Here is a 12891-nt window from a genome sequence, read left to right as displayed (position 1 = left end):
GAAGGATCTGCCGCAGCCTGCGCTTTGTGCATAAACTGTTTTTCAGGAATCCGGTTGCGGATTTGTAGGAGTAGTCCATGTCTTTTGCCGATCGTGACGGCGTTATCTGGTTTGACGGCGAGTTGGTTCCCTGGCGCGATGCCCGCGTGCACGTTCTGACCCATACCCTGCATTACGGAATGGGGGTGTTTGAGGGAGTACGCGCCTACGAGACCGAGGTTGGCACCAGTATCTTCCGTCTGCACGACCACACCCGGCGGCTGTTTCGTTCCGCCAAAATCATGAATATGCCGATGCCGTTCGACGCCGAACAGTTGAACGAGGCGCAGCGCCTGGTGGTACGTGAAAACAACCTGCGCGAAGCCTACCTGCGCCCGATGGTGTTTTACGGGTCCGAGGGTATGGGGTTGCGCGCCGATGCGCTGCAGACCCACGTCATTGTGGCGGCCTGGGAGTGGCCCAGCTACATGACACCGGAGGCGCGCGAACTGGGGATCAAGGTGAACACCTCTTCCTATACGCGCCACCACGTGAATATCAGCATGTGCAAGGCCAAGGCCAACGGCAACTACATCAACTCGATGCTGGCGCTGCAGGAGGCGATCCGCAACGGCTGTGAGGAAGCGCTGCTGCTGGATCCAGAGGGCTATGTGGCCGAGGGCAGTGGTGAAAATGTCTTTATCGTCAGTGACGGTATCCTGTACACGCCGGAGCTGACATCCTGCCTGGATGGCATCACGCGCAACTCGGTGATTGAACTGGCGCGCGAGTGTGGCTACGAGGTGGTGGAAAAACGCATCACCCGCGACGAAGTCTATATTGCCGACGAGGCCTTCTTTACCGGTACCGCCGCGGAAGTACTGCCGATCCGGATGCTGGATGGCCGCACTATCGGCGCCGGACGTCGCGGTCCCATTACCCGTCGTTTGCAGGAGCTGTATTTTGATGTGGTGCAGGGGCGCAGCCAGGCGCACCTGGGCTGGCTGAGCGATGTGTCCGACTTCGGTGCCGAGCCGCCAGTGCTGGCTTCAGCCTGATAGCGGTCGGAAAAAATACGGTGATCCAGGGGCCCCATTGCAGGGCCCTTGTCGTATCTGGCGGGAGGGATCAGCCGGCCTGGCCGGAAGTGTCCGGCCGGCCAACACAGTAGTAGTGGAAACCGGCGGCGCGAATCTCTTCCGGATCATAGAGGTTGCGACCATCAAACAGCACGGGCTGCGTCAGTGCTTCCGCCAGTGCGCCGGTGTCTACAGTCTTGAACTGTTGCCACTCGGTGGCGATGATCAGTGCGTCGGCGCCGCGCAGCGCTTCTTCCCGCGATGCGCACAGCTGCAGGTCGTCGCGCGCTCCGTAGATACGCCGGCACTCGTCCATGGCCTCTGGATCAAACGCCTGCACATTGGCGCCTTTTTCCCACAACCGCTCCATCAGCACGCGGCTCGGTGCCTCGCGCATGTCATCGGTGTTGGGCTTGAAGGACAGTCCCCACAGGGCAAAAGTTTTACCGGCCAGTTCACCGCCAAAGTGCGTTTCGATCTTCTCCGCCAGGTAGTGCTTCTGCTGTTCGTTACGGGACTCCACCGAGGTCAGGATTTCTGCGTCTAGTCCAAGTTGCTTTGCCGATGAGATCAGCGCCTTGACGTCCTTGGGGAAGCAGGAGCCGCCGTAGCCGATGCCGGCGTAGATGAACTGGTAGCCCACCCGCGGATCCGAGCCGATTCCCTTGCGCACCGCTTCGATATCGGCGCCCACCTTGTCGGCGATGTTGGCCATCTCGTTCATGAAGCTGATCTTGGTGGCCAGCATGCAGTTGGCCGCGTATTTGGTCAGCTCTGCGCTCTTCACGTCCATCACCAGGATTTTCTCGTGGTTGCGGTTAAACGGCGCGTAGAGCTGGCGCATTTTCTGTTCGGATTCTTTTTCGGACGTGCCGATGATGATGCGATCGGGGCGCATACAGTCGGCGACGGCCGAGCCTTCCTTGAGGAATTCCGGGTTGGAGATGACATCGAAGGCCAGGTTCGGGAGTCCGCGCTTGGCCAGGCGCGCATTGACCGTGGCGCGCACCTTGTCGGCAGTGCCCACGGGCACGGTGGACTTGTTGATGATGTATTTCTTCACCGCCATGTAGCTGGCGATGGTATCCGCCACCGCCAGTACGTGGCGCAGGTCCGCCGAGCCATCTTCATCCGGCGGGGTGCCGACCGCGATAAAGATCAGTTCGCCGTGCTCGACCCCGTGGGCGGCGTCGGTCGAAAACGCCAAGTTGCCGGTGGCGATGCTGTTTTCGACCAGGGGCTCAAGGCCGGGCTCGTAGATGGGTATCTGACCTTCGCGCAGGCGCGCGATCTTGTCTTCATCGATATCGATGCAGACAACCTTGTTGCCCGCCTCTGCCAGAATGGCGGCCTGCACCAGGCCGACATAACCGGTGCCAAAAACAGTGACTTTCATCCGTGTGACTCCGCGATGGTTGGGGTGCCGGCGACAGTCGCGGCAGCGCGCCGGCGTTCGGCGCAGGACAGCTGGTTCAGTACCAGTAGTACTGCCAGCGGAATCCAGTAGTAGAACCAGATATAACTGGGCCTGACCAGCGGCTGCTGAGCGTAGACCAGCATCGCCAACAGGCCGAAACCGAACCAGGCGATAAAGAGGCCTGGCACCCACTGGAACCAGTCGCGAGGGTTTCTCGCCGCCTGGGCCGCAGCGAACAGCTGGGCGAGCGCGAAGGCCACGCCGAGCAGGCCACTAAAGCGGGCAATATCCAGCAGGTAATTGTGCGGGTGTGGCAGGACGACATTCATGTCGAGAAACCACTTGTACATCATGCCCGAGCCGATCAGTGGCGACTGCAGGAACTCGTTGTAAGCCTTGCCCCACAATTCCAGGCGGATCGAGTATGCGGTGCTGCGGTGCATCAGCGGCAGGTCGCCAAAGATCACCATATAGCCGAGCGGTGCGGCGACAAAGGCCAGCGCCACGGCGATGCGCAGCATACGTGAACCGCTGACCAGCGCGGCGAGGACGACAGCGGCGGCGCCCATGACGATCGGAACCTTGGTCTGCGACAGCAGCACGTAGAAGCAGGAGATGGCGAGTCCGCTCCAGGACAGCAGTTTCCAGCGGCGCGAGTTGCGGCTGATACCGTAACAGCAGAATAGCGAGTGGAAGCCGTACAGCATCGCCGTTTTATCGATATCCCCGTCCAGCGAAATACCGCCGATGCGGCGCAGGTGTTCAAAGCCTCCGTCGAGGCCGTAGTGCACCAGCGAGGCAATGCAGGAAAGGGTGCCCACCGGGATCAGCCACAGCAGCCAGCGCTGCAGCTGCGCTTGTCCGCGATGCTCCAAAACCAGATAAAGTGCGCAGTAGAACAGGGCCAGGTAGGCCACCAGCTTCATGTAGAAAGGAAAATCCCGGCGCACGTCGCCGCCATCGGCCGGTGCCCACAGCGCGGAGATCGCCAGTAGCAGTGGCAGCCCGCAGAAGACGGCGAACTGCCAGCTGTATAGAAAACCGAAGTCCCGCCGCCAGCCCAGCAGCAGCAATGTCGGCAACAGCAGAGTCAGGTAGAAGGTGGTCTGGATACGAGCCACCTCCGGCAGAAGATAAAAGCCGCACAGCATCAGCAGCAGGCCGGCGCTGGCGAAGGCCAGCAGACCCCCGATCCAGCGGGGATTGTCGCCGCGGTATCGGGATTTCAGAGTGGTGGAATCGGTACTACTTGATCCAAACATAATTGTGACTGTGTGGCAGGTTCATGGCGCTCTCGACAATGTACTGGGCGTTGAGCGTATTGTTAATCTCGCGGTGGAAAAATTCCCGGCAGTGACCGGCCCAGTGCCGGCGCATGGCGTCGTCGTGCTGGAATTCAACGATCTTGCGCGCCAGTGATTCCTCGCTGTCGAAGTAGACCAGGGTCTCCGCCGGCATAAAGTCATCGAAGCGCGCCGCCGCGTGGGTAAACACCAGTAGGCCGTTGCCGGCCATCTGGGCGATGCGCGCGGACGAGTACCACTGGTAACCCTCCTGGCGGTTCAGGTTCAGGCCCATTTTGCTGTTGGCGAGGATGTGGTCGTAGTCGCGGCCCCACAGGGTCGGTTGGTCGAACATGCCTGGGGTGCGAAATTTCAGGTCCGCCGGCAGGTGTTCTTTCAGGTAGTGCACCAGCTTGCCGCGCTCTGTGTACGCCTGCGCCTTGCTGCAGAACAGCAGGTCCACTTCCAGGTCGGTGCGCGCGCTGCAGTCGGCGTCTTCGACCGACGGGTCCACCGGGTTGGGCATATGCCAGAGGCTGGCGCGGGCGCCCTCGTAGCGTTTGAGGTCATCCGGGCCAGTGGAGACAAACATGGCGTCGGCAATCTCGCAGCGCTTGGCGATATTGTCGGAGTTGCGCGGCACAAACAGAGGATCGTTGTTGCAGGCGGCGATCACCGTCTGTGGGCGCAGGCGGCGGATTTCGGCAAAGGTTTCGTTGTCGATCAGGTCGCAGTGGCCGAGGATCACCAGATCCGGCTCGAAAGCCTCCGCTGCCTGCAGCAGGCGACGATTGATTTTCTTGCGACTTGCCAGCTCGCGAATGCGCAGTGGCGCCTCGTAAGCGGCTACATCACGGTCGCTGAAGGCCAGTACATTGTGTCCGGCGCGGATCAGCCCTGTGTAGAGCTTTAGCGCCCAGCTAACCGACGTGTAGCCGTATTTTCTCTGTTGGTGGTTGTCGACGTGGATGATGCGCATAGATGAAAACCGTCGGCAAAATAGCGTGCCGTGTGAACGGGAGCGGCGGGGCCCCGTGAGGCGGGGGCGGCAGCCAAGGTACGGCGCGGCGGCCGAATACAGACGGCGGATTATACTGCAAGGCAGTGGGGCTTCAATAGAATGGGGCCATGGGTTAGCATTGCGTCCCTTCGCGCCCGGCCCGGGTGCAAATCCATTCCATTTGTCTGGGGTTTCCCAATTGCGGCTGACAGTCTGGCGTTTTCTCGATGGCAATCGCGCGCACGAAAAGCAGAGTGCCGCGCTACTCGCCGGCCTGCGCGAGTGCGTCGACGAAGTCACCTGCTGTGAGATCCGCGAGCCCGGCTCAATAGCGGCACTGCGCCCAGCCTTCGCCAATTCCCTGCGCGACCTGCCGCGGCCCGATCTGCTGTTTGGCGCGGGGCGCCGCAGTCACTGGCCGGTGGTGCTGGCCAAGCGTTGGTTCGGCGGCACCAGTGTGGCGATCAACCGGCCGACGCTGCCGATCCGCTGGTTCGATTACGCCATAGTGCCCGAACACGACCGCCCGCCGGCGCTGGAGAATGTGATTCTGAGCCAGGGCGCGCTGACCGAGCCGCTGCCGCACGGGCAGACGCAGCGTGGCACCGGACTGTTGCTGCTGGGCGGCCCCAGCAAGCATTTCCGTTGGGACGATGCGGTGGTGGAGCGGCAGCTGGCCGAACTGCTGGCGATGCCAGTGGACTGGGTAGTCTCCGACAGTCGCCGCACCCCCGCCGGCGCTCTCAATCTGGTGTCCGCCAGCCGCGCGCAGGTGCAGAGCTGGCGCGACTGCCCGCCGGACTGGCTGCCACAGCAGCTGGCACGGGTGGAGCAGGTGTGGGTCACCGGCGACAGCATCTCCATGGTATTCGAAGCACTACAGAGCAAAGCTCGTGTCGGCGTGCTACAGCTGCCCAGCCGCAATCGCATCAACAAGGTGCGCGGGGCCATGCAGCGGCTGGTGGATCAGGGAATGGTCACCGATCGTATTGCCGACGCTGCGCAGCCGTGGGCGGGCGGCCGCGAGCCGCTGAATCAGTATCTGCTGTGCGCGCGCGCGCTGTTGCGCCGCTGTGCGGATGATCGTGGCGAGTTGCGTTAGCGGGTAACACTCTATATTTGACCGTAGCCGGGCGGCACTGCGCGTTTGTCGCTTGGTCGCCTGTGCCTGCCGCACAACGAATGCCCTTCTCCCGTAGCTGCGACTGGCGACTGAGTGGGGCCCGTTGAACACTTTCATTGCCTGGTAGTAAGTTGGAGAGGCGCGTGATTCTGATTGCGACGCAAAATTTTCCGCCCGATCGCGGGGGAATCGAAAACCTGATGGGCGGGTTGGCGGACAATCTCGCTGCCGCCGGTGTGCCGGTGGAAGTCTATGCCGATCGCGTCCGGGGTGAAGGGGTCTTGCTTCCGCGCGACTACCGGGTGCACCGCTTTGGCGGGGCCAGGCCCTGGCGGCGGAGGCGTAAGGCGCGGGCGATCAGGGCTGCAGTGCAGAGCGGCGGCGTGACCGGCATCTTCGCGGATTCCTGGAAAAGCTCAGAACTCATTGCCGGGCTTGGCGTACCTGTGGTGGTGCTCGCGCACGGCATGGAGTTTCCCCACAAGCCCAGCGGCGGCAAACGGGAGCGAATCCGCAAGGCGCTGGCGTCGACTCGCGCGGTGATTGCCAATTCGAGCTACACGGCGTCGCTCGTTCAGCCCTATGTGGGTGCCGGTGTCCCCCTGACCATCATCAATCCGCCCATCGACCCGCAGCCGGAACCCGAGCCGCAGCAGGTCGCCGCGCTGCGCCCGCTGGTGGCGGGTCGGGGTCCTGTGCTGATGACCCTTGCGCGCCTCGAGCCACGCAAGGGGGTGGATGCGGTAATCGCTGCCCTGGCGGAAATTCGCAAGGAATACCCCAACCTTCTGTATATCATCGCCGGCGGCGGCGACGACCGCGCACGCTTGGAAAAGCTGGCTGTTGAACAGGGGGTGGCCGACTGCGTGCATTTCGCCGGCATGGTCGACGACGGCCAGAAGGCGGCACTGTTTTCACTGGCGGACCTGTTCGTGATGCCGGCCAGGCGCGAGGGCGATTCGGTGGAGGGCTTCGGCATCGTTTACCGCGAGGCCGGCTGGTACGGTGTCCCGGCGCTGGCCGGGCGCGAAGGAGGTGCCGCCGACGCGGTGATCGACGGGCAGACAGGCCTGCTGTGCGACGCGGATAGCCAGGCGGATGTGACGGCGCATATCCTGCGCCTGCTCAGCGACGAAGCTGCGCGCCGGCGCATGGGCGAGAATGCCGCGGAACTGGCCCGCAACAGCGGGCAGTGGCGCGCCTCGGTGCAGCGCTTCCTGCAGGCGCTGGGCTGACAGCCTGGAGGCCCGAACATGGAGGGCCGGGCCGCAAGTCGAGCACGTAAGCGCTTGATTTGTCGTCTAGGGTTTGCGGACATGTGCCGCAAACCCGGTTTGAAAAATGCCAGGGGAGGCATTTTTCAACAGCCAGCTAACGGAATTCAATCCCTGGAGTATTTGTCCTCGAAGCGCACTATGTCGTCTTCGCCGAGATAGGAACCTGATTGCACTTCCACCAGCTCCAGCGGAATGGTGCCGGGGTTTTCCAGGCGGTGCTTTACTCCCAGCGGGATATAGGTGGACTGGTTCTCGGTGATCAGTAGTTTTTTCCTGCCGCAGGTGACCTGTGCCGTGCCGGAAACCACCACCCAGTGCTCCGCTCGGTGGTGATGCATCTGCAGGCTTAACTGGGCGCCGGGGTTTACCACGATCCGCTTTACCTGGAAGCGATCGCCCGCGTCCACTGAGTCGTAAAATCCCCAGGGGCGGTAAACCTTGCGGTGGATTTTCGCTTCGGGGCGGTCTTCCGCCTTGAGTTTTTCGACCACGTTTTTTACTTCCTGCACGCGGTCCTTGGACGCCACCATGATTGCATCGTCGCTCTCGACGATAACCACATCTTCGAGCCCGATCGCGGCAATCAGTTTGGCCTCGCTCTGCACGTAACAGCCCCTGCTGTCGAAGATGATCACGTCGCCGTTTGCCGTGTTCCCCCGTTCGTCTTTCTCCGACGCCTCCCATAGCGCGGACCAGGATCCAACATCGCTCCAGCCGCAATCCATTGGTGCGACCACTGCGCAGTGGGTTTTTTCCATCACCGCATAGTCGATTGAATCGTTGGGGCAGGCGAGAAAAGATTCCTGCTGTGGTCGCGCAAAGTCTGCGTCAATGGCTGCAGCGGCCATCGCCCGCTCACAGCATTCGAGGATATCCGCTCGGTATGCTTTCAGTTCTTCCAGGTAGCGACTGGCGCGAAACATAAACATGCCGCTGTTCCAGAGAAAATCGCCGCTGCTGACATATTTCCGCGCGGTGGCCAGGTCGGGTTTCTCCACGAATTCGGCGACACTGAATACCGTCTCATTGGTATCTCCCGGGGCGCGGCGAATATAGCCATAGCCGGTTTCCGGCCCCGTGGGGAGGATCCCGAAGGTCACCAGCTGGCCTTGCTCGGCATGGGGGCGAGCGCTGTTTACCGTCTGCAGGAAGGCGCTGACATCCTTGATGAGGTGATCTGCGGGGAGTATCAGCAGCAGTGGGTCGTCGTGCTCTAGCGCCAGGGCGCGCAGGGCGGCAAGCGCGACAGCCGGAGCCGTGTTGCGCCCGGCCGGCTCCAGAATGATACCGCTGTGGGATTGCCCGATGGTGCGCAGCTGCTCAGCCACCGTAAACCGGTGTTCCTCCCCGCAAACGACGAGGGGTGGCAAGTGCTCGAGGTCCGCAAGCCGGCTGCAGGTTTCCTGCAACATGGTCTGCTCGCCTACAAGAGGCAGGAACTGCTTGGGATAGAGCTGGCGGGAAAGTGGCCACAGCCGGGTGCCTGAGCCGCCGGCCATTATCACAGGCAAAATCATCGCTCAAACTGCCTTTTGGGATTACATGATCGGTAACGCGAATCGGTGCTCTCTGTCACCAATCGGGATCGGCGGCCCATGGGCCTTTCGTTAAATTGAACTTGTCTCGGTGGTTGTGGGCTGGGGATTTGGCCGCTGCTATAGAAACTTATAACTTAGCAGCCGCTCGTCCACATCGCTATCCTCACTGGCGGCGCCGCTCTGCCTCTTTCCAGGTCAGCGACTTGTCTGATACTTCCCAGTGGATGCGCTTCCACATCCGCAGAATGCGGCGTTCGATATAGCGCCGGCTGAAATGGTCAAAGAGTTCTGCCAGCGGCAAGAAAGAAGCGCTACCGAGGCCGTCGATCAGGTAGAGTTCTGGCTGTCCATCCTCACTGCGCACCACCAGGTTGTGCGGCAGGATATTCTTGGTCAGAACGCGGGTTTCCCGCAGCCAGTCGGAGAAGCGCGCGAGGGCACCCTGGATCGGGGCGTCCAGACCGTGAATTTTCAGGTAATCCTCCAGCGTCGGCGCTGGCTGGCCGTCGCTGTCGACAATCAGCTGTGACACCGCCCCGGGCCCCTCGCTGGTCTCCTGAATGCCGTACCAGCGCGGCAGGTGTTGCCACACCGGGCTGCTGGTGCCGGCATTTCTGAGCGCGGGCTGTGCATAGCCCTCGACTTCGCGTTCGTTGTCGTCAAAGCGGCGATCGCTCAGCAGTCCCTTGTACCAGGGCGCCCGGCCACGGAGCTCCGCTATGCGGCCGCGGCGCATGATCTTCACGCACAGTTCGGGCTCCAGCGGATGGCGGTAGCAGTGGCGGTTGCCGCCGCTGGCAAAGGGCTTGTGGTCTCGCAGATCGATCAAACCGCTTCCTTTTTCTTTTCATCGGACAGTGACTGGTACAGGGCCATGGTGCGCCGCGCCAGGGTGTCCAGGGTAAACGCCGGGTCCAGCTGGGGGCGCGCATTACTGTCGAGCAGCTCGATGGTCTTGCGATAGAGGTGCTCTGCATCCGCGTCCTCAACCAGTCCCTGCGGAAAGCAGGCGCGCAGGGATTCTGCCGGGCCGCCGACGTTGTAACCGATGATCGGAGTGCCGATGGCGGCGGCTTCGATGACGGTGCGACCGAATGGCTCGGGCCGCTTGGACAGGTTGTACACGATTTCGGCGCGTTTGTACCAGTAGCGGATATCGCTGCGGTGGCCGACAAAGGTCAGGCGGTCGCCGATACCCAGTTGCTCTGCCTTTTGTTGCAACTCTTCCGCGTAGTGTTGCTTGTTCGCTTCGGCTCCGCCCAGCACGACACCGTGGACATCCTCGCGTTCATTGGCGAGCCGCGCAACCAGGTCGATGAAATCCTCCTGCCCCTTCCAGCGGGTCAGGCGCCCGGGCAATAGCAGCCAGCGCTTGCCGCGCAGCTGCGGAAATTCCTGCAGGACACCGGCTTCCCAGTCGTCGGGCAGTGCCAGCTCCGGGTGAAACTCGCCGGTGTCCACGCCCCGATAAATGACGACCGGCGGGCGTTGCAGATCTTGTGGATAGTTTTTCAGCAGGTAGTCGTTGACGCAATCCGAGATGGCGATCACCTGTTCGCTGCGCGCCATGATCGCGCTGTAGCGATTGATCGAATAGAGGCCGTGCGCGGTGCTGACCAGTCGCGGGCGGCGCCGGGGGTCCATTTTCTTCCAGGCGAGATAAGTGAGCCAGGCCGGGACACGGGAGCGCACATGTAGTATGTCTGGCTGCAACTCGGCGATCAGGCGGCGCAGCGGGCGCACCTGCAGCAGGCTCATCAGGGACTTACGATGGACCGGCAGGGTGATGTGGGTGGTGCCCTCGGCTTCCAGCTGTGCCACCATGGTGCCGCCACTGGAGATGACGATGGACTCGTGTCCCGCCTGTACCAGCGCCCGGGCCATGTCCACCGTGCCGCGCTCGACACCGCCGGAGTTCAGCGCGGGTAGCAGTTGTACGACTTTCACAAGTTGTGTTTCCCTAAGGCTAGGTATTGGTTTCCGGCTGGTGCCGGGCGGAATGGCTTGGCGGTCAGCCCCCAGACCGGGCATTATAGACATCGAAAAATAGGAGGTGTAGTCTGCGCCGCACTTTCAAACGCGGGGTAGCCGCCTAGTACTCATGCCGCCCAAACTTGTCGATATTTGTATTTGTTCCTGTCAACGTCCCCAACTCCTGGAAGTTGCGCTCGATAGCCTGGCGCGCATGCAGGTTCCCCCCGGCGTGCGTGTGGAAGTTACCGTGGTTGATAACGACCCGGCAGGTAGTGCCGAGCAGGCCGTCGGCAAGCTGGCAGCAGACTTCCCGCTGCCATTGCACTATGTCTGTGAATCGCGCCGTGGAATTCCCTGTGCGCGCAATCGCGGTATCGCCGAAGCGTTGGCAAAAAATGCCGACTACCTGGTTTTCATCGATGATGATGAGTGGGTCGAGCGGAACTGGTTGGTGCGACTATATGGTTATGCCGTTGAACTGGGTGGTGACGCAGTAGTCAGTGGGTATGTGATTGCCGATTTGCCGGAAAACACCGCGCCGGTGATGGCTGAGTTTTTTCAGCGCAAAAGAAGGGTCACCGGTGAGCGATTGGATTATTGCGCGACCAACAATGTCATTATCCCGATTGCTGCGGTGCGCGATCTCGGCCTGAGATTCGACGAGAGCCGGCCATTTGCCGGCGGTGAAGATACGCTTTTCTTTACTGAAGTTGTGGCTTCTGGAATAGAGGTGGTCAACTGTGTCGAAGCTCTTGTGCATGAGACGATATTGCCGTCCCGAATCTCCACCCGTTGGCAGGCCCGCCGCAAATATTCTGTTGGCACGACACAGGCAATGCAAAAAATGGCTTGTGGGCGTTCCCGACCCCGGGTGTTCGTTTCAGGATTCGGTCAGCTGTTGATCTCGTTGATAAAGTCGAGTCTTTTTTTGCTGGTCGGGCGGAAAGACGATAGCTACCGCAATTGGTTGAAGGTCTGCCGTTCCGCCGGTATTACTACCGGTTCTTTCGGTGCCCAGTTCGACTTTTATAAAATCATCGATAAATAACCCACAGCAGCCATATCTACAAAATTGCATAATTGGCCGAACCCGATGCGCACCCTTTACACCTGGCTGTTTCGAGCTGCTCTCCCGCTGATACTGCTGCGCCTCTGGTGGCGGGGCCGCGCCCAGCCGGAATATCGCCAGCGCTGGCGCGAGCGCTTTGGGCGTGTGCCTGCGCGGGCAAGTCGCGCACCGTTGATCTGGGTGCACTCGGTCTCGGTGGGCGAGACCCTGGCAGCGGTGCCTGTGATTGAACAGCTGGCCGCGCGCCACGCCGACTGGCAGTGGCTGGTTACCACCACAACCCCCACCGGCTCCGAGCGGGTAACATCGGTGCTGGAGCCGCTGCTCGACGGCCGCCTGCTGCATTACTACCTGCCCTACGATCTGCCCGAATGCCTGAATCCGTTCATAGATGCTCTGCACCCTCGGGCGCTGATCGTTATCGAGACCGAACTCTGGCCCAACCTGCTGGCGGCCTGTTCGCGCCGCGGGATTTCGGCACTGCTCGCCAATGCCCGCTTGAGCGAAAAGTCGGCACACGGCTATGCGCGCTTCCCGCGTCTCACTGGCCAAATGCTCGGCAGCCTGTCCCGCGTCGTCGCGCAGTACCCGGCGGATGCCGAGCGCTTCGTGTCCCTGGGACTTCCAGCGGAGCGGGTGACGGCCAGCGGTAATATCAAGTTCGATTTGCAGATCAACCTGGGGCTGGCCAGCGAGGCCCAGGCCCTCGCGCACCAGTGGCGCGGTCGTGGCGACGCAGGAGGCCGTGTGCGCCCGGTGTGGCTGGCGGCCAGCACGCACGATGGCGAGGAGGCGCTGGTGCTGGATGCCTTTGCGCAGCTACGCCGTGACCATCCGGAGCTGGCCGAGCTGTTGCTGGTACTGGTGCCGCGGCATCCGCAGCGTTTCGACAGTGTCGCCCGGCTGTGCCGCGAGCGCGGTCTGAACGTGCTGCGCCGCAGCGACGGCGGCCAGCCGGAGCCGACTCACCAGGTGTTGTTGGGAGATACCATGGGTGAGCTGCTGCAGTTTTACGGTGCCTGTGATGTCGCTTTTGTCGGCGGCAGCCTGGTGCCGGTGGGGGGGCATAACATGATCGAGCCGGCGGCCTGGGGAGTGCCGGTGATCTGTGGCCCCCATCTGCACAATTTCGCCACCGTGGCGCAGTTGATG

The 12891-nt window shown here is 61.8% G+C and carries 11 protein-coding genes; 5 read left to right on the top strand and 6 right to left on the bottom strand.

Features of this window, described 5'->3' with window-relative positions; translation table 11 throughout:
• Positions 1-77: 77 nt before the first annotated feature.
• Positions 78-1037 (top strand): branched-chain amino acid transaminase, encoded by a 960-nt coding sequence (locus tag IG168_RS04435; protein ID WP_193162152.1) that lies wholly within the window; start codon positions 78-80, stop codon positions 1035-1037.
• A 70-nt stretch (positions 1038-1107) separates the two neighbouring features.
• On the opposite strand, the gene IG168_RS04430 is transcribed toward IG168_RS04435, so the two are convergent.
• From IG168_RS04430 to IG168_RS04420, 3 genes are read right to left on the bottom strand one after another with little or no spacing between them, the layout of a single operon-like run.
• Positions 1108-2454, bottom strand: a complete 1347-nt coding sequence (locus IG168_RS04430) for a UDP-glucose dehydrogenase family protein (protein ID WP_193162150.1) — start codon at positions 2452-2454, stop codon at positions 1108-1110.
• Positions 2451-3737: an O-antigen ligase family protein gene (locus tag IG168_RS04425; protein WP_193162148.1), complete on the bottom strand. Its 1287-nt coding sequence runs from the start codon at positions 3735-3737 to the stop codon at positions 2451-2453. The genes IG168_RS04430 and IG168_RS04425 overlap by 4 nt, the downstream gene beginning before the upstream one ends.
• Entirely contained in the window at positions 3721-4737 is a 1017-nt protein-coding gene (locus IG168_RS04420) for a glycosyltransferase family protein (protein WP_193162146.1), read from the bottom strand. The genes IG168_RS04425 and IG168_RS04420 overlap by 17 nt, the downstream gene beginning before the upstream one ends.
• A 220-nt stretch (positions 4738-4957) precedes the next feature.
• Between IG168_RS04420 and IG168_RS04415 the strand changes: the two genes are divergently transcribed.
• Together IG168_RS04415 and IG168_RS04410 are read left to right on the top strand one after the other, a co-directional pair.
• Positions 4958-5860 carry an ELM1/GtrOC1 family putative glycosyltransferase gene (locus IG168_RS04415; RefSeq protein ID WP_226876526.1) on the top strand — a complete coding sequence of 301 codons (903 nt, stop codon included), beginning with the start codon at positions 4958-4960 and terminating at the stop codon, positions 5858-5860.
• 137 nt (positions 5861-5997) lie between these two features.
• Positions 5998-7116 carry a glycosyltransferase family 4 protein gene (locus IG168_RS04410; protein ID WP_193162144.1) on the top strand — a complete coding sequence of 373 codons (1119 nt, stop codon included), beginning with the start codon at positions 5998-6000 and terminating at the stop codon, positions 7114-7116.
• Between the two features lie 146 nt (positions 7117-7262).
• On the opposite strand, the gene IG168_RS04405 is transcribed toward IG168_RS04410, so the two are convergent.
• From IG168_RS04405 to IG168_RS04395, 3 genes are all read right to left on the bottom strand, one after another.
• Positions 7263-8675 carry a mannose-1-phosphate guanylyltransferase/mannose-6-phosphate isomerase gene (locus tag IG168_RS04405; protein WP_193162142.1) on the bottom strand — a complete coding sequence of 471 codons (1413 nt, stop codon included), beginning with the start codon at positions 8673-8675 and terminating at the stop codon, positions 7263-7265.
• 184 nt (positions 8676-8859) lie between these two features.
• Entirely contained in the window at positions 8860-9525 is a 666-nt protein-coding gene (locus IG168_RS04400) for a YrbL family protein (RefSeq protein ID WP_193162140.1), read from the bottom strand.
• Complete coding sequence (locus tag IG168_RS04395; RefSeq protein ID WP_193162138.1) at positions 9522-10643, bottom strand: glycosyltransferase family 4 protein; 1122 nt, start codon at positions 10641-10643, stop codon at positions 9522-9524. Before IG168_RS04395 ends, IG168_RS04400 begins: the two co-directional genes overlap by 4 nt.
• 154 nt (positions 10644-10797) lie before the next feature.
• Here IG168_RS04395 and IG168_RS04390 point away from each other — a divergent pair, with 154 nt between their 5' ends.
• Both IG168_RS04390 and waaA read left to right on the top strand, forming a co-directional pair.
• Entirely contained in the window at positions 10798-11718 is a 921-nt protein-coding gene (locus tag IG168_RS04390) for a glycosyltransferase family 2 protein (protein WP_193162136.1), read from the top strand.
• A 45-nt stretch (positions 11719-11763) separates the two neighbouring features.
• Positions 11764-12891 (top strand): lipid IV(A) 3-deoxy-D-manno-octulosonic acid transferase (waaA, locus tag IG168_RS04385; protein ID WP_193162134.1); only part of this gene is annotated, 1128 nt, incomplete at its 3' end.

Source organism: Microbulbifer hainanensis (assembly GCF_014904735.1).
Lineage (GTDB): Bacteria > Pseudomonadota > Gammaproteobacteria > Pseudomonadales > Cellvibrionaceae > Microbulbifer > Microbulbifer hainanensis.
Note: the sequence above shows the minus strand (reverse complement) of the source record. Positions and strands in the feature narration are given on the sequence as shown.